The 17,084-nt window shown below is 60.3% G+C and carries 15 protein-coding genes and 3 pseudogenes; 4 read left to right on the forward strand and 14 right to left on the reverse strand.

Features of this window, described 5'->3' with window-relative positions:
• Positions 1-43 precede the first annotated feature (43 nt).
• Positions 44-448, forward strand: a complete 405-nt coding sequence (gene mce, locus K3724_RS05995; protein WP_134830280.1) for a methylmalonyl-CoA epimerase — start codon at positions 44-46, stop codon at positions 446-448.
• A 56-nt stretch (positions 449-504) separates the two neighbouring features.
• Positions 505-780 (forward strand): DUF1467 family protein, encoded by a 276-nt coding sequence (locus K3724_RS06000; protein WP_259990962.1) that lies wholly within the window; start codon positions 505-507, stop codon positions 778-780.
• A 323-nt stretch (positions 781-1,103) separates the two neighbouring features.
• Here the strand turns inward: K3724_RS06000 and K3724_RS06005 are convergent, their stop codons facing one another.
• From K3724_RS06005 to K3724_RS06065, 14 genes and pseudogenes are all read right to left on the reverse strand, one after another.
• Positions 1,104-1,793, reverse strand: coding sequence for an EI24 domain-containing protein (locus tag K3724_RS06005; protein ID WP_259990964.1), 690 nt, complete (start codon positions 1,791-1,793; stop codon positions 1,104-1,106).
• Positions 1,790-2,368, reverse strand: a complete 579-nt coding sequence (locus K3724_RS06010; protein WP_259990966.1) for a nitroreductase family protein — start codon at positions 2,366-2,368, stop codon at positions 1,790-1,792. The genes K3724_RS06005 and K3724_RS06010 overlap by 4 nt, the downstream gene beginning before the upstream one ends.
• Positions 2,369-2,986: 618 nt before the next feature.
• Positions 2,987-4,498: a triacylglycerol lipase gene (locus tag K3724_RS06015; RefSeq protein WP_259990968.1), complete on the reverse strand. Its 1,512-nt coding sequence runs from the start codon at positions 4,496-4,498 to the stop codon at positions 2,987-2,989.
• Between the two features lie 272 nt (positions 4,499-4,770).
• Complete coding sequence (locus K3724_RS06020; RefSeq protein WP_259992730.1) at positions 4,771-5,100, reverse strand: hypothetical protein; 330 nt, start codon at positions 5,098-5,100, stop codon at positions 4,771-4,773.
• A gap of 88 nt (positions 5,101-5,188) precedes the next feature.
• Positions 5,189-5,683, reverse strand: a pseudogene (locus K3724_RS06025) (DNA cytosine methyltransferase); the annotation flags it as partial.
• Complete coding sequence (locus K3724_RS23965; RefSeq protein WP_409201403.1) at positions 5,628-5,843, reverse strand: Com family DNA-binding transcriptional regulator; 216 nt, start codon at positions 5,841-5,843, stop codon at positions 5,628-5,630. The gene K3724_RS23965 and the pseudogene K3724_RS06025, both read right to left, overlap by 56 nt.
• Positions 5,844-5,994: 151 nt before the next feature.
• Positions 5,995-6,417 carry a DUF4376 domain-containing protein gene (locus tag K3724_RS06030; RefSeq protein WP_259990970.1) on the reverse strand — a complete coding sequence of 141 codons (423 nt, stop codon included), beginning with the start codon at positions 6,415-6,417 and terminating at the stop codon, positions 5,995-5,997.
• Complete coding sequence (locus K3724_RS06035; RefSeq protein ID WP_259990972.1) at positions 6,414-6,746, reverse strand: hypothetical protein; 333 nt, start codon at positions 6,744-6,746, stop codon at positions 6,414-6,416. Before K3724_RS06035 ends, K3724_RS06030 begins: the two co-directional genes overlap by 4 nt.
• An 11-nt stretch (positions 6,747-6,757) precedes the next feature.
• On the reverse strand, positions 6,758-7,819 hold the full coding sequence (locus K3724_RS06040) for a pyocin knob domain-containing protein (RefSeq protein WP_259990974.1): 1,062 nt from the start codon (positions 7,817-7,819) through the stop codon (positions 6,758-6,760).
• 13 nt (positions 7,820-7,832) lie between these two features.
• On the reverse strand, positions 7,833-12,011 hold the full coding sequence (locus tag K3724_RS06045) for a DUF1983 domain-containing protein (RefSeq protein WP_259990976.1): 4,179 nt from the start codon (positions 12,009-12,011) through the stop codon (positions 7,833-7,835).
• Positions 12,008-12,424 carry a DUF6950 family protein gene (locus K3724_RS06050; RefSeq protein ID WP_259990977.1) on the reverse strand — a complete coding sequence of 139 codons (417 nt, stop codon included), beginning with the start codon at positions 12,422-12,424 and terminating at the stop codon, positions 12,008-12,010. Before K3724_RS06050 ends, K3724_RS06045 begins: the two co-directional genes overlap by 4 nt.
• Positions 12,412-13,005, reverse strand: a complete 594-nt coding sequence (locus tag K3724_RS06055; RefSeq protein WP_259990979.1) for a hypothetical protein — start codon at positions 13,003-13,005, stop codon at positions 12,412-12,414. Before K3724_RS06055 ends, K3724_RS06050 begins: the two co-directional genes overlap by 13 nt.
• A gap of 2 nt (positions 13,006-13,007) precedes the next feature.
• On the reverse strand, positions 13,008-13,661 hold the full coding sequence (locus tag K3724_RS06060; RefSeq protein WP_259990981.1) for a hypothetical protein: 654 nt from the start codon (positions 13,659-13,661) through the stop codon (positions 13,008-13,010).
• A gap of 242 nt (positions 13,662-13,903) precedes the next feature.
• A pseudogene (locus K3724_RS06065) lies at positions 13,904-14,397 on the reverse strand (transposase); the annotation flags it as partial.
• Positions 14,398-14,399: 2 nt separating this feature from the next.
• Here K3724_RS06065 and K3724_RS06070 point away from each other — a divergent pair.
• Together K3724_RS06070 and K3724_RS06075 are read left to right on the forward strand one after the other, a co-directional pair.
• Positions 14,400-14,852, forward strand: a complete 453-nt coding sequence (locus K3724_RS06070; protein WP_259990984.1) for a DUF4145 domain-containing protein — start codon at positions 14,400-14,402, stop codon at positions 14,850-14,852.
• Positions 14,853-15,862: 1,010 nt separating this feature from the next.
• A pseudogene (locus tag K3724_RS06075) lies at positions 15,863-16,998 on the forward strand (IS5 family transposase).
• Positions 16,999-17,084 lie beyond the last annotated feature (86 nt).

Genomic DNA, 17,084 nt, shown 5'->3' on the forward strand with positions numbered 1-17,084 from the left:
ATAAGCGGGGCGGAGGAATGTCTGTGAGAGGAGCACATCCGATATGATTGGCCGCTTGAACCATGTTGCCATTGCCGTCCCCGATCTGGAGGCCGCATCCGCCCAGTACCGCAACGCGCTGGGCGCCAAAGTGGGCGAGCCGCAGGACGAGCCGGATCACGGCGTCACTGTGGTGTTTATCGAATTGCCCAATACCAAGATCGAGCTGCTGTATCCCTTGGGGGAGAACTCGCCGATCAACGGCTTCCTGGAGAAGAACCCGGCCGGCGGCATCCACCATGTCTGCTATGAGGTGGAGGACATCCTGGCGGCACGTGACCACCTGCTGGCCGAAGGCGCCCGGGTGCTGGGGTCAGGCGAGCCGAAGACTGGCGCCCATGGCAAGCCGGTGCTGTTCCTGCACCCCAAGGATTTCAACGGCTGCCTGGTGGAACTCGAAGAAGTTTGACGTTATGAGCACCCTGCCCCGGATCCGGGGCAGGGCAAAAACGGAAGGCCGGAGCTATGGGCGTTACATCTGCAATCGTGCTTTATGCAGTAATCTGGTTTCTGACCTTTCTGGTGATCATCCCGATCCGGCTGGAGACCCAGGGCGACAAGGGCGATGTGGTGCCCGGCACCCACGCGGGCGCGCCGGAAAAGCATTTTCTGAAGCAGAAGGCCTGGATCACCACCGGCGTGGCTGCGGTGATTTGGGGCATTACTGCCGGGATTATCCTGTCCGAGCTGATCAGCGTGCGTGATTTCGACTGGATGGGGATGCTGCCTGAGCAGGACTGAACCGCGGGTATCTGTTTCAACAGCACAGGTTCTCCCGCCCGGCTGGGACGCATTGAAATGCGCCGCAGCCCGTTGGGCATGGCGCCGCGCTGATGCGTGGCGCGGTGGCGGCCAGCCCTTGCCGGGCTGGAGCAGGCCGCAACGCGTTGCGAAAATAGGAAGAGACTATTGGAAGTGTTTTTGCTGAGAAGCGCTTGAAAGGCAGGTCTGCCTCTCAAGATGACATTTCCATATCTCAACCCGCGGCAACCGCATTAAGGCTGAACCACGCTGCCGCGCGGCGGCTGCGCCGGCCTTGACCCGGCTGCCGCGGGGGCGGCTGCCTATCTGCGGGACAGCGCGTGGTAGATATGGGTGAAAGTGGCGGCGCCCAGGATTGGGATCACCAGGTTCACCAGCGGCACCGACAGCGGCATCGCCATCAGCGTGCCGGCGGCCCAGATCGTGGTGGCATGTTTACGACGCAGTTTCTTGGCCTCTGCCGTGCCAATGCGGCGGGCGGCGGCGAGGGTAAAGTATTCGCGGCCCAAGAGGAACCCGTTGAGGCCCCAGAAGATGAACAGTGCTGCGGGCGGGAACAGCACATAAAGAAACAGCGCCAGGATGTTGGCGGCAATCAGCAGGCCGAGGAAATTCACCGTGTCCCTGACCGCATCCCAGAACGGCACCTTGGCGGCCGGGGGCAGGGCGGGGTAGTGTTTGTCCTCTACCGCCTGGGCGACCTCCTCCAGGAACATCGAGGTGATGGCTGAGGCAACCGGCACCATCAGGAATACCGACAGCACCAGCATGAAGAACAGGGAGCCGATAGACAGCAGATCATCGACCCAGGTGACGTCACCCAGCAGCGGCAGGGTGGCTTCGGGGCCGACCAGCCATTGGATCAGCATCAAAAAGCCTGCATAGGCGGCAATCAGCAGGGCAATGGTGAGGCCAAGCCCCAGAAACAGCACCTTGCGGAAGCGCGGGTCGCCGGTCTGGCCAAGCGTTTTGAAGAAGGCGGTGAAGATCATGCGCTCACCCAGGTTGTAATGGAGTCCAGGTCAGGGCGCGGGCGCTCGGGCGGGGCGGAGCGTTCGGTGGCGATATGGATGATGCCGGCGATGTGCTCGTTTTCCGCCAGATCAAAAGCCGCCTGGCAGAAACCGCGGTCATGGCTGGCCCAGCCGCTGAGCCAATTGGCGCCCCAGCCCGAGGCCAGGGCGGCATTCAGCAGCGCCAGGCAGACAGCACCGGCGGAGTAGATCTGTTCCCGCGCCGGGATCTTGGTGCTGTGTTTTTGCACCTCGACCACCACCACGGCCAGCTGGCCCAGGTCGAATTGGCTGCGGCCCTTGGCGATGTCCTCTGCAGTTTTGCCCAAGTGCGCACCTGCTGTTTCGGTAAGGGCGGCCAGCCGGGCCATGGCGGATTTCTCTACCACGATGAAACGCCAGGGTTCCAGCTTGCCATGATCAGGCGTGCGGGCGGCGGCGGTCAGGATCGGCAGCAGCTCTTCGCGCGACGGCGCAGGCGCCACCAGCGTTTTGGCCGGGCGAGAGCGGCGCGACAGCAGGAATTCAAGGGCAGCGTCATTGCGTGCGGGCATATGTGAAACCTTTTTACATCTATTGCCGCCTATTTCGGCAAGCAGTGGCGTTTTTTCAAGATCCAACGGGTGTAGCGGGACACTTCGCGTTGCAGTGCGGGACACTTCCCGTTGCAGCAACTCATTTTCGCGAATTCCCTGATTTTTAGGCGCAAAACCGGGGTTTAGCCAGCCCGGATTTGCGCCGGTCCCGCGTTTCGGCGCCGGAATTTTGGGACACTTCGCATTGCAGTACGGGACACTTCCCGTTGCAATACCCGGAAATCCGCCACCCAAAACCGCAAAAAAACGGGGGCGGAGGAGGGTTTTTAAGGGGTGTTTAAAGGGTGTTTTAGGGAAGGCACGGGACCTGTCCACCCTTCGTCACACGGTTTGTCGCTTCATTGCAGCTTCACCAGACCCGCCGTTCGCGCTTTGCGCAGAACTTTCGATAGGCGAGTGACGGCTCCGCGGGACATTCCCGACGTTCCCCCTATCACTGTGAGCAACTGCAAGTTCCTCACTGCGGACGTCCGCGCGACGTGTCGGAAACCGAGTGCGGGAGCAACATCGAACGAGACGACCTTCGATATCGTCAAAGCTCCGTTTCCGGAAACACTCATCAGTTTCTGGAATCACTCAGCAGTCTGATTGCAGCAACTTCCGAACCACGTCCTTGAAGTTAGCCTCAAACTCGCCTCTTTGCTCTTCATTCTTGATAACAGAGGAAACTGACAGCATCCTCGGACAATCTGACTCAAAATATGCCTCTCGAATAGGCCTCAGCTTTTTATCAGGTATCTTGCCCCGGTTCGTGTCCGGGTAGAATCGGTATCCAGGAGATCCGTCAGCTTTCACAACGTCCTGCGAACTAGCTCCAACGAATGCTTTGGAAAAAAAGACAACTTTCGTTCCAGTCGGTATCAGTGAATTGAGGAATTCGGCGTTGTCCCAATACCGCTCATACCAACCTACTTCATCTTCAGCTCCCTCTTGGAAGCAAGAATAGTGCAATACCAGAATTGAAGGTTCTGAATTACCTGAAGGCCAAAGGTAATCTAAATATGGATCGCGCCAATCTTCCGGTAATACCCTAGAAAACCTCACTCTGGATGAATTTGAACCGGAAAGGTCGCTCAGATATTCCTGCATTAGTGCATACTCGTGGTCCGCATAAAAGTCCGTGCTGCATTGAACCAACACGACATCTCCCGGCCTCTCAGCTTCTAGTTCTTGGCCAAGATCAGGAAAAGCATCCAAGTACCAACTGATCAGCAACGATTGACCCAGCCAACCATCTGCAGGCTTGACAATATAGTTGTGCGCTCCCCACAACGGATTAGTGCGATTACAAAGAACCAGTGCATCACGTTCTTCTACCACAATTTTTCCGAAACCTAACGCCTCAGTCGGAAGTGTTTCATACGCACAATAGCTCTTAATAGTTTCCAGATATCCACTTGCCCTCCAACCTTTCCGCAAATCGTGCAGGAAAGAACTTGAAACCGCCTCGGGCACGCCTTCGTCATTGAGCCTGTATTGAAGTTGAAACTCGCGCTTTAAGTCATCAAGTGATTGGCTGCTTGATAGTATCGATAGCCAGTTTGCAAGCTGACTTCCGCCGGTTGGGGTGGCGAAAGTAAAAAGGGCCTTGGTGCGTTGCGCCAGTTCCTCGTCCTCGAGCAATGCTTGTCTGACGATTAGCCCACCCATACTGTGAGCGACGAACAAAACGTCTTGGTATCTATCGGCACCGTTCCCGTCTTTGCTCAGTGCTTTGTTTTCTCGAATCTCAGCCGCAAATCCCGAAGCCAACTCAGTGATATCGGGGCTTTGCCCCCACTTCGTCGAAAAGTAATCTGACACGAAGATGTCGGCATCCTTAAACAAACCGTCGCTTGCAATGAGTTCAGGCCAGGTGACCTGCTGCCCTTCGATGACGCCGTCCCAAGTCTCCTTGCCGCTTCCGTCAATTCCGTGAACGAAGACGATTAGCTTTGACGAAGAGGCCTCTAATCTGATCCAGCAGCTCTCCGCATAACTGTTGTCAATGCACCTTTCTGCAAAGGCGGCAGCTGAAGTAGAAAGAAAAACAGTGCCTAATGCAAACTGAACGATAACACCAATTATCACTTTAAGCTTGAGCGCCATCTTTTACACCTACAAACTGCTGAAGACGTCAATATATGCTCCATGGTAGCCACGCGCTCGCAACAACGCAACAAGCGTGAAAGGGGCTCCTCTCGCTCGCTTGTGTCGTTGGACACCAAGGACCGCTTCATCGGCATTCTATCAGTTCGTGCAGAACGCAGAACCTGACAAAGTGGGCTCATTGCAACCCTTCTCTGCATGAAGGATCAAAGACTGGTTTAAGGTTCCTACTGGGAAAGGGGGAGCCCCGGACTAAGCCGGGAACTCCTTCTTCAATTCGAGATACGCGCGTGCTGCAGCCATTGGGACCACCCCGTTACCGGCTGCAGCGGATCGGTCCACCCCGCAGGCCAGCCCATTATCCAGTCGGTGAAGGCAGGGTTCTGCTGCAGCAGGGCCGCCCCCTTCGAGTGCGCGTCCCCAGCCAGCAAGGTCACCAGGCATCGGGGGGAAGAGGCCAGCGGCCCCGGCGTCCAGCCGGTGGCCTTCATCAGATCCCACATCACCGTCCAGCACAGCCCCGCTGTTCTTAGCGAGACCTGGCCCCCGGCCGGTTTCTGATCCGCCACAAACAGGAAGCTGCCGGGCCCCATCCGGATCAAGGTCCGGTTGCCGCCCTGCTTGTACGTCGGCGTGGGCCAGAATGAAGAGCCTTTGCCTGATATGAGACCCGCCGACTTCAGCCGCCGATTGCACGCGCGCTGCAACCCGGTAGCCCATGCCTTGAAGGTCGCCGACGACGTCCTGCAGGCCAAGGGTGAGATGGCCGGCGACGTTCTCAAAGAAGCACCATTCCGGCTGCACTTCGCTGATAATGCGGGCGGCGTCCGGCCAGAGGTGCCGGGGGTCCTGGTCGCCCTTGCGGTCTCCGCAGAAGGTAAAGGGCTGGCAGGGATAACCGGCAGAGAGGAGATGAACGCGGCCGCGCCACGGTTTGCCGTCGAAGGATTTGATATCGTCCCAGACAGGAGCCGCAGCCAGGGACGTGTCCGCCATCCGCGCCACGAGAGCGGCCGCGGAGAAACTGTTCCGCTCGACATAACACACAGTTCGGTATCCGGGTTCAGCGAGGTGAAGGCCAAGGTCAAGTCCTCCGACACCGGCGCAAAGGCTGATGCCGAGAAGGCCGTTAGATCGGTTGGGGGTACAAAGAGCCACACTGTGGGTCCTTTCCATCGCGCTCATTGGATTGATCCGGGCGCTTTGGTGAAGGGCTCTGCGGCCTCAGGGAATTATGTGCCTTGCATCTTGGGCACTTGATGGCGAGCGTGCCGCTGAGGGCGCCAGGCTCAATTTTGAATAACAATCTGCGGCATTCACCGCAACGCTGGTCTTGCAGCTTCAAGTGGAATCACTCCAAAGAGGCCGGGTCCTCGAGGACAGGGAGCGGCCAAGAGTGTTGTGTGGTCGGCGGGGTCAGGTGTGAGAACGTTGGCCCCGAGTTTGGGGGGTGATGGTACACCCCCCGGCCTCCCGTTACCGGGAGGCGGGTTGTTTCAGGCTTCAGCCGCAGGGGCGGCCATGGCGGCATCAAAAGCAGCCCGCACATCAAACGCGGCCAGATCCGCATCGCTGAGTGCGGCGATCTGCGCCTCCACGGCTTCTTCCGCATCAAAGCAGCTCTGCACATGGGCCGCGACGGCCGCGGTGATCTGCTCCAGGTCTGCGCGTTTCAGCTTGATCCAGCCGTCGGGGGCCTTCCAGGAGAACGGCTCGCTCTTGATGCCCAGTTGCAGAGCAAACAGCGCCTCAGTGAGGTCTTCGCGGGTTGTGCGGTCGGTGCGGGCGTGGAACCCGCTGGGCAGCGTGATGCCGCCGTTTTGGATCTGCCACCGGGTTCCGGCCAGATCGGCCAGGAGCGCCGCGCGGGCCGCCGCTGCGACCTGCTCAGCCGTGGTGATTTTCAGGGAGAACGTCATGCTTTGGCCTCGCTGGTCTGGGGTTTGCGGACAATCGGGTCAGGCACGGGGCCGCTGGCGACGGTGAACGTCGGCGGAACAGCAGGCTGGTCCGGCTCTGCGGTTACCTTGAAAAAGAACCACCGCAGCTGAACATGCAGCTCCCCATTGATCCGCTCGATGCGCCCTATGAACGGATGGTTTTCGCCTTCTGGTTCTGCAAAGCCGCCATCGGGCACATCGGACAGATCAAAGGACACGCCGCCCACAGTGATCACATCGCCGCTCACGCTGGCGGTGGTTTCAGGCTGGCCGGGCAGACCGGCCACGCAGATGCAAGTTACTTTCATGATGATCCCCTTTAATACCAGCGGCCTTCGGCCCTGAGGCTGCAAGGCGTTGCAGTTCGCACGCCAGCAGTGTCGTGTGCGTTCCAGGACACGGCCAAAACAGACGGCGCCCGTGCGCCACCAATGATGGCATTTGCAGAGGACCGGGCAGTGATATGAACGGTAAGATTTGTCGTCGTAGAGAAAGCTGCCGGGAAGTCCCAAACAGAGTCAGCGCCACTGTCCGCAGTGATGGCCTTAGTGCAGATCTGCGTCCCATCGGGGAAGCGCACATACTCGCCATTAGGGCCGCTGCCACGATCCGGATCCATCCGCCGCCAAGCCTCGAAGGAGACCGGACCCGCCCCGTCCTGAACGCGGATCCACATCTCGCCGTTGTTGCCGAACGCAATCTGAACCATGCCACCGGCAGCACTGCTGGGGATCCGGTTCAGATGCATCACCACGCCCGCGGTGCTGGGCGCATCGGTGTGCGTGCTGGCATACCGGTAAAGGCCGGTGACAGTGATCGCCGAAAGCTCTGTGCCCGCAGCCAAGTTTGCCGATCCATTGGCGGCATCGTGACCCCAGCCGAAAGCGCCGGCAGTCAACAGCTTTCCAATTGCCGCATCGAGCCAATGGTCCTGCACCGCCGCGCCGCTGGCCTTGCTATCCTTGAGGCGGAGCTGCCAATCGCCCCCGGCTTTCAGCGCCACCTCATTGCTGGACGGCCAGCCGAGGCCGGTGTCTTCATCGCCCAGCTTGACCACATCGGTGCTGAATTTGCCCTGTCCGGGGCCGTCTGCAATCGCCTGGAACGTGCCGGTCAGCGCCTGCACGCTGGCCACCACATCATGCGCCAGCGACATAGTGGGGAACAGCGCATAGATCTGCCCGGCCGCCGTGGCGCCCTGGTAGGCGGGGGTGATTGTCAGGAGCGTGCCGCTGCTGACCGCCAGCACCTCATAGACCCGCCCGTCCGGGCCGACAAAGCCCCAGCCCGCCTGCGCGCTGCCAAAGAAGCTGGTGCCGGTTCCGGTGACGATTGCGCTGCCGTTCACAACGCTGACTGTTCCTGCCTTTGGCCATGCCATAGGGCTGCTCTCCTTATGTTACCTGGAACACTGTCCATTCGATTTTCGGGTTGTTGAAATAGACGCCGCCCTGGGCCTCCAGATCGATTGCCAGGAACACCCGCTGATCGCTGCCGCTGGCCCAATGCGGATCCACCAGGGCGGAAGGGTCCTTGCTCCAAGACGCTGCCGGAGCGGGGTTGGCGCCGCCGAAACCATTCCAGCGCGCCCCTGGCTGGATCGATGTATTGAGGGTCCAGAATGTGTTGTTGGGGTCCATGCCGCCCGGTGCGGTGCCGGTGGTGGTGACCGATGCGGCAGCGGCCAGGGCAAACCGCTGCGCCTGCCAGACGTCCAGTTTGCCGACCCGGATGCCGGTATTCACAAAGGCCCAGCGGGCGCCGTTGCCAACCGCCCCCGAAACCGTGAACGAGCCTTGCGCCAGGACCATGGGCCGGGACAGAACCACCCCCGCCGCCTTGATCCGCCCGGTGTCAAAGTTGATCTTTATTCCAGCGGTCGGAATGCCGTTGCCGTCTTGTGCGTAATCGTCGCTCTTGATCACATCCGCGATTTCAGCGCGCCCGATGGATGCCGCCCCAAGGAAGGCATTTTCCATGTAGGCACCCGCCGGATACACACGGCCATTGATCGTGCGCTCCTGAGTGTAGAGCGTGAACGGCACAGTTTCGTTTGACCCGTCCGGCGAGACAATTGCGAACATGTCAGCCTGAAACGCAATCCGCGCAATCGGCGCGTCGTCCTCGTCGAGTTCAGACCGCACCACCATGCCCGCCACATGGCCGTTGTTGTCGATGCGCAGGGTGTATTCGCCCATCACGCCGTCCACAGTGTTGGCGGTCGTTTCGATGGTGGTCTTTTTGCCCTCGAACTCGCTCGCTAGCGCCATGTGCGCCTGCACCAGTGCCGAGGTGCTGGACACATCCACCGTGTTCAACTGAGTGATTTCCCCACGAGCCGCCACCAGCCCCGTATCAGGATCGTTGACGGTGCCCTCCAGGTTGAGGTGGGATTGCACCAGCGCCGAGCCGCTGGACACATCCACCGTGTTCAGCTGGGTGATCTCCCCGTGAGCCGCTGCCAGCCCCGTATCAGGATCGTTGACCGTTCCCTCCAGGTTGAGGTGGGACTGCACCAGCGCCGAGGTGCTGGACACATCCACAGTGTTCATCTGGGTGATCTCCCCGTGCGCCGCCGCCAGCCCCGTATCAGGATCGTTGACGGCGCCCTCCAGATTGAGGTGGGACTGCACCAGCGCCGAGGTACTGGAAACGTCCACTTTGTTCACCTGAGTGAGGTCGCCCTCTGCGCTTTCCACCCGTCCGCTCAACTGCTCATAGGACTGAGACAGGGCAGAGGTCGCATCTGCGCGCACCAGCTTTTCTGATTCAATCAGCGCCACGCTGTTTTCAATCGCCACACCAAGGCTTGCAGTGATGGCCGCTGTTGCGCTGCGGTCATCATCCACCCGCGCCCGGATGTCCTGAGTGGCATAGGCAATCTGGGTTTTCAGGGCTTCGCGCTGTTCATAAGCCAGCAGCAATTGCTCCAGGGTGGCAACATCCTGCAGCGCCATCTGATCATGCAGGTTGCGCACGTCGCTCACCGACTGGGTGATTGCCGGGCCGTCCAGGGTGCTGATCTGCACCTCTGCCGAGGACAGGCGGCTTTCGGCGGCGTCAAAATCCGCCTGATCCACCTTCAGGGTGATGGCCTCTTGTGCAGCGTCGATATCCACTTCCGCCGAACTCAGGCGGGCGTCCATCCCGTCCACTTCGGTTTGCGTGGCCTTGAGGGCGATTGCCGCCTCCGCCGCGTCCAGATCCGCCTCAACCTGATTGACCCGCACCTGCAGCCCTTCAAACACCGGGAACTGGCTTGGATCTGTCAGCGCAATAGAAACCTGCTGGTTGACGTAGGCCTCTGTGGCAGTCAGGGAAATGCGGGCTTCTGCGGCGGACAGCCGGATTTCCGCCTCGCTGATCCGTTCCGCTTCCGCAACCACGCCATAGATCCGCACCGTGCCGGTGTCCGGGTCCTGATAAATCCCGGCGTCTGCCATGCGGGCGTCGATTTCAGACAGCCTGGTCAGCGCCCAAAGCACTTTATCCCCGATGACCCCCAGCGCTTCGGCAGCATGGAAACTCTGCACGTCGCGGATTTCCAGATCCCGCTTCACCGCGCCTTCCAGCGGCGCGATCTTGTCCAGGACAAGCTGGTCATCCAGCGCGGCAGCGGCGGCATTGGCATCATCGGAAATTGCCTGCCAGGTCTCATCGGCCAGCATGTCCGGCTGCAGCTTGAACGCGGGCGTGGTGACCGGCAGCCAGGCGGTCCACTTGGTGTCCCTGGTCTTTGAGATTGCCTTGCCGCGGGCCTCGTATTCGGTGCCGCCCTGCATCGGCTCCAGGCGGAAGGTGCCCAGCTCCAGATCGGCGGTGCTGGCGCTGAAGCGCTCGTCGTCGCCGTCCTTGACCCGGACCTGGAAAGAAACGCCGTCCGCCGTGAAGGCAAGGGAAGGGGTCCAGACGGCGCGGATACCAACGCCGCGGACAATGCCGTTTGCGTCCTTGATTTCAATGCCGGAGACGCCAAAGCCCGGCACCCCGGCGTCCTGGGTGACGATGGGCGCGGTGACCTGCGGCAGGTCCGGGGTTTCCAGCGCCAGGTCCGGATCAAAATCGCTGTGGTCCCATTCCCGCAGGCTGACCGAAACATTCAGCTTCAGCAGGTCAAAGGCCATTTCAGTGATGGTGAAGGTCTTGCCTTCATAACCGTACCAGGCAGAAGTGAAACGGGTCTTCTGCAGAGGCCGCAGATTGGAATACTCCGGCGGCAGCGGCAGCCGGTGGGTACGGAAGCGGCGGTTTTCCTTCAGCAGCGCATTGCCGATCTGGCGCGCTTGCGGGGTGTTGAACACCATCGGCAGCTTCAGATCGAAGACACGCTCGCCGCCGTCTTCCGCTTCCCATTCCGGCCGGGTCAGCGTGACCGGCGCGGACGGGTTCCAAAGCGCATTGGGGGACGGATGGGTGATTGTGACGGCGTTGAAGGCTTTTTCCAGGCCGGGAAAAGGGTCATGCTTCCAGCCTTCAGAGACCAGCAGGTCGTCTTCGGTCAGATCGGCCGCATAGGTATCGACTGATCCCACCAGCGGATACCAATAGCCGCCCAGCTCGACAATCTCGGCATTTGCGGCGGCAAAGATCTCCTCAAGGAAATCAGCCGGCGGTTCTTCAAAGCGGATCTCCATGCCGCCGCGGAACTGAGGCCGGTTGTTGCTGCCCACGCCCAGGTCGCAGGCGTCCAGTGCGGCCGCCCATTCGGTGTAAGGCATGTCCCCGGCCGGAAAGCCGCCGCCCCAGACAGAACCGCAGGGCAGGGTAATGCCGCGCATGACGGTATAGGCCATGGCCATCAGGTTCTCGGTGGGCTGCCAGGTGGTTTGATCGTCCCAGCGCTGAGGCCCGTTGCCCCCGGCGGTGCTGTCCTGGCGCACGTCATAAAAGCCCGGTCCGTTCAGCTCAAAGCGGACCTGCGGCCTGCCGTTCGGATATTGCTTGTCGCTGCGGTAGAAGGTCAGAACCGCATAGTTAAGGCCGGTCAGGATGTGGTCTTCGGTCCAGGACCGGTCCGGGTCCGCGCCATACAGCGCCACCAGGCGCGGATCTGCCGCCAGTTGGCTGCCGTCATAAAACCGGATCCAGCCGTATCCCCAGCCGTCATCCGCGACTTTGTTCAGGATCTGGTAGCCGACGTTCGGGTCCCAGTCGGTGCCGATCTCCGAGTATTCGCCGTCGATGATCAGGCGGCGCAGGCTTGCGCCGGGGAGGTCGCCCAGCTCAATCACATGGGTCAGATAAACCCGGTTGCCGCCATGGCTGTTCTGATAGACCAGATGGCCTGCAGTGGCGAAACGGCCAACAACCGAGCCTTGCGGGTCCGTCCCGCCGGTCGTGGTCGCCGAGGTCTGAATGCCGGGGCGGCGCTGTTTGCGCTGCTGGAACTTCTTCAGCAGCAGCGAAATGCCGGTGGAAACCAGCGTCCGCAGCGCAAAGGCCGCGATTGCATTGGCGGCAACATAGGCCTTGAAGGCGGTGCCAAGTGCCACCAGGACAGCCCCGACCGAGGCGGCTTCGGCGGGCTGGCACAGCACCAGCAGGAGCAGCAGGGCATAAGACAGCAGCTTCATGGCCGGAACACCCGTTTCGCCCGGTCAAGGTGCAGGTAGTCCAGCCCTTTGAGGCCCAGAACATGGATCTGCGGGCCGCCGATGATCCCCAGCGCCGTGTGGCCGCCTTCGCTGATTGCGGCAATGTCGCCCGGCCGGGAACTGCCCCAGCCGTCGATTTCCGCCAAATGGGCCGCGGCCAGGTCGTCCAGATCCCGGTAGCCGGCGCCCTTCAGCATGGCGCGGCCTTTATCAAGGCTGCGGTACTGGCCGCGCCAGGCGCTGGCCGGATCAACGCCCGTGCAGGCTTTCACCCAGCCTGCCGCAAAGAACGCGCAGTCGAATTGCGACGGCTTCAGCACGCGCTTGGCGACCCGGATGTCGCTCAGATAATCCAGCAGGAGTTCCGCCCGGTTCTGCATCAGGTTCCCCATGGCACCGGCCATTCACCGGCCACATCGCTGTATTCGCGGCCCCGGTCATCTGCGTTGCGGCGCTGCAGTTCGGCGTTTGAACGCTTCAGCGGCAGGCCCTGAGTCAGCTTGCGGGCGGGGGAAACCAGAACTAGCTGGGTAAAGCTGGGTCTGCCCTTGCCGCCCAGCTCCTCCGGCGCCTCGTTTAAAACGCCCTTAAATATGCGTTTAACGGGGGGCATCAGATTGCCGGTGTCCAGGTCGAAGACAGCGGAATGGATCTGCACTTCAGCGTGGCGGGGGTCATACTGCTGCAGGAGCTGCTTCACCTCGTCCAGCATCGGCGGCAGCTTGACCCGGTACTGCCGCACCTGGAACCCCGGCGCCGCGATGATCGGGGGCACATCGATCACGGCACCCGCGCCGTAATAGGTGCGGATCCCGCCGTCGATCAGGAATTCCTGATGATCATCGCCGGTCCAGAACCCCAGGGTTTCCGGGGCGCCGGTGGTGCGGTTCCTGGCCTGAAACCACAGAAGGACGCGGGCGTCGGTGCCGCGGCGTTCTGCGAGCTGCTGCTGTGCCTGTGCGGAATAGCTCATGGTTACCTCAGCGTCTGCAGCCAGTTGAACGAGCCGCCTTCGGTCACAGCCGAACGGCCCTCGCCGTACTGGGCGGTGGTGAGGGTGGCCTTCAGAACCGGGTTGCCCAGCGTGACGGCGGTGCCAAGGGCAGCGCCCGGCCGGATGAACGGGGTGACCTCGATGTCTGCGGCAACACCGGCACCAGAGGCCACCGCGCCGGTCGCAATGCGGTGGTAGGCGTAGCGGGTTGGATTGGCGCCATAGGTGAAGCCCAGCAGGTCGCCGCGGCTGAGGATGTAACCCGCAGGCAGGCCGGAAATATCCAACTCGCGGTTGTTCGGGTTCAGCGCCTCGATGACAGGCGTGGAGCTGCCAAGGATGAATTTCTCCGGGTCGGCCGCCGGGTGCGGCTGGCGGGTGTCCCACAGCAGAAAGGACGCGCCGGGTTCGTCCAGCAGCGACAGGCGCGCCTCGATGGCGGCAATGGCGCTGTGGTGGTCCTTGTCCAGGACAATGCGCCCGCCCCACAGGCGGCTGCCGAGCCGGTGCTTGATCACGTCGCCGCCGTGGGTTTCCGACGTGGTATTGGCGGCACCCGGCCGGGAGGTGATCCGGGCGATGGGCAGGGTGTCAAAAAACTCGCTGAGGGGGAGGGGCCAGGCCAGTGCCATCATCAAACCTTGTATGGATCTTCAAGAGTGTCTTTCACGGTCGAGCGGGCGGGGCCTTGGTCATAGTCCCGGACCACCTCGACGCTGATTTCCGAGGCGCGTTCTTCCACCACCGCCTCGAACATCGGTGAGGGCAGAAGGCGGACTGTCATGGTCGGGCGGGCTTGCCCGGCCGCCGCCAACGGAGGCGCACTGGCGGCGGCGCCGGGAACAATTCCGCTCGCAAAACCGGGGATTTCCACGCCGTCATTCATCGCCTGCAGGATCGGGCGGTAGCCGTATCGGCCGTATTGACGTGTCAGCTCGATCATATCGGCGACCAGGCGTTCCTCATCAGCACGCCCTTGAGGCAATTGCCGCTGTGTGGACCGGTGCTGGCCCAGAACGCGGCAAACGCGACGCTCGGAAACCTTCATTTGGCTGCGCACATGATCAATGCAGGACCAGCGGCGGGAGGGGCTCAGAAGTTTCCCTTTGCGGCCTCGGACAGGATCAATTTGTCCAGTGTCAGGTCCGAAACCGCCCGGCGAAGCCGCTCGTTTTCCTTCTGCAGCCGCTTTAGTTCTTTAAGCTGTTCCGTGCCCATTCCGCCGTACTTCTTCTTCCAGCGATAGTAGGTCTGTTCCGTAACGCCGATCTGACGGATCGCGTCTATGCGGGGCATGCCTTGCCCCATCAAGACTTCAACCTGCCGTAACTTCACGACAATCTCTTCAGGCTTGGGCCTCTTGGTCGCCATCTATGGTCCTCCGTTTCCTAATCATAGGGGCGGACCACTTCTTTGGGGGAGACTCATTTCCCACAAGTGTTCAGGAAGAACTTAAGCTTGCGTTCCAGCTCTATTGGGCAGACCTATCAGCTTCAACATCAAGGCTGCGCACGAGTTTGGAGCGTGTCCTCGATGAAGAGGGCATTCCGAGGCACGTTAAGGACAACAAAGGAAAAGAAAAGCGATGCTCGCTGTTTCAGCGAATAGATATCTTCGAGCAGACAAAGAAAGATGCCGATATTGCAGAGTCTATGAATGCTTTACGCGTCGTGGGAAATCTCGGGACACATGGTGATGCTGTAACTGCCGACGACTATTTTGATCTATTGGATGTTTATGAAGACGCGCTGGCAGAGATATATGATAAGAAAACTGAAGCACTCAAAGCCAAGAAGGCTGGGCTTATAGCTTTGGGTAAAAAGTAAAAATGTTCAGCGTCTAGCATTTCTTGGGAAGATCAAGTCACTTGGGATACGGGCCAACGGTGCGGTCACTCAGTACAAAATTTTGTAAGCAGGTATGCCAGTTCAAATTCCGTTCCAAGTTCGAAACTCGCCTTCCAAGCCTAAGTTTTGTCTAAAATATTGATTTTTCTCATGGAATGCGGTTCTAAGAAGCGCCCGTGAGTTTTTGGGACTAGTTCCAAGTTCGGGAATGCGATTTCAGGTGGTTGCCCGACGCCGGCACTGCTTTAAAGCCCTGTTTTAAGGGTCTTTCAGGGCCGTTGGAGAGTTTGCAACAGGAAGTGTCCCAAAATCTGCTGAGCGCGCTGTAGGGGCCATTTTTCCGGGTATTGAAGGACAAACGCCCCAAGCCACTTTCCAGGTTTAGACCTTCCAGAATGCCCTTTTTTATATGGCTCCATCCGGGTTCTTCCGGCTTTGTCCGGCCTCTTCCGGTTACTGCAATATCAAGTGTCTCCTAACAGCGGGACACTTCGCGTTGCAGTGCGGGACACTTCCCGTTGCAGCAACTCATTTTCGCGATTTCCCTGATTTTTAAGCCTGAAACGGGGGTTTAGCCAGTCCGGATCTGCGCCGGTTCCGTGATTTGACGCCGGAATTTTGGGACACTTCGCGTTGCAGTACGGGACACTTTCCGTTGCAATACCCGGCAATCCGCCGCCCAAAACGTAAAAAAACGTCGGGCGGCAGAGGGTTTTAAAGGGTGTTTAAAGGGCTGTTGTAGGGGCTGGCGGGACCAACCGGACTTTCGCCGCGGATGCAAGTTTGCCGCCCGACACTGCAACTTACCTTGTTGCTCAACGTCCGCATTTTAAGAGGCGGACGGATAGCCATTGCTGATCCGAATTCATCAAAAGTTAAATGCCGCAATCTAGACGAGGCACTTTAGTAATTTAGGTTGGAGTGGCATTGTTGCAGAACTCTGACCGCTAAGGATTCACATCACGAATCCATGCGGTTAGACGGGTTAGATGAGCAAGCCCGCACCTGCCCGCTACCGCACGACGAATTGGTCCAGCTACAACGATGCGCTCAGGAAGCGCGGGTCGCTTCTGATCCGGTTGGACAAAGAGATGACCTGGCTCGCGCCGCATGAAGGGCGACCGGGGCGTCCACCAGTCTTCTCGAACTCGGCGATCCAGTTCTGCCTGTCGATCAAGGTTCTGTTCAAGTTGCCACTCCGGCAGACCGCCGGGATGGTCGCCAGCCTTTTGCACCTGGCGGGGTTGGACTGGCCCGTTCCCGATTTCTCTACACTGTGCCGCCGGCAGAGTGAGATGGGACCGTGGCCCCAGTGGGGCCGCGTAAGCCCATAGAACGCTGGCCGTCCAGATCCCGTATCGCCGCGCCGATGGTCCGCTGAACCTGCGTCCCCTCTCGGGACATTGCTATGCAATGCCCTGCCGGGCAACGGACAGCACCGGGATCAAGTTCCTTGGCGATGGTGAGTGGCAGGCCCGCAAGCACGGCGTTCAGGGGCGACGCCAATCGCTGCCCGGCAGTTGATTGCAGAGCAATCAATGAGAGGGGCGCAAGGTGCATCTTGCGATGGATGCTGCCACGTCTGACATCCGTGCTGTCCCTTGTCCGGCAGGCGATTTGCAAAGCAAATCTGACGAGAGGGAATTCACCCCCAGCCGCGACGGCCCCTCTCGTGGTTATGCTGCGCAAACCACTGCCGGGCAGTGGACAGCCCGGTCCTGCCGGAACTGCGCGACCAGAGTCCGAAGGACGAAGAGATCGGCAGCGTGACTGCAGACGGGGCCTATGACACGCGCCGTTGCCACTCCGCCATCATCAAGCGTGGGCCGTCCCGATTATCCCTATCCGCAAGAATGGCCAGCCGTGGAAAGAAAACTGCCCGGCGGCACAGGTCAGAAACGAAACCTTGCGCGCCACCCGGCACTACGGCCGGGCCTTCTGGAAACGCTGGACAGGATACCACGCCCGGAGCCGGGTCGAGGCAAAGATGCGCTGCTTGAAGGCATTCGGCGAACGCATCGCCGCAAGAGACCCTGGTAGCCAAACCGCTGAAATCCACATCCGCATCGCCCTCATCAATCGCTTCAATGCACTCGGCACCGCCGAGATCGTCCGCGTCGCCTAAGTTCAGAGGGGAAAGGGGTAGTCAGGCCTCAAGAGGGAGTTTTGCAACAACGCCGATACTGCAACCCGAAGTGTCCCCTAACACTG

The sequence above is a fragment of the Leisingera sp. M658 genome, assembly GCF_025144145.1.
In the GTDB taxonomy this organism is placed as follows: Bacteria; Pseudomonadota; Alphaproteobacteria; order Rhodobacterales; family Rhodobacteraceae; genus Leisingera.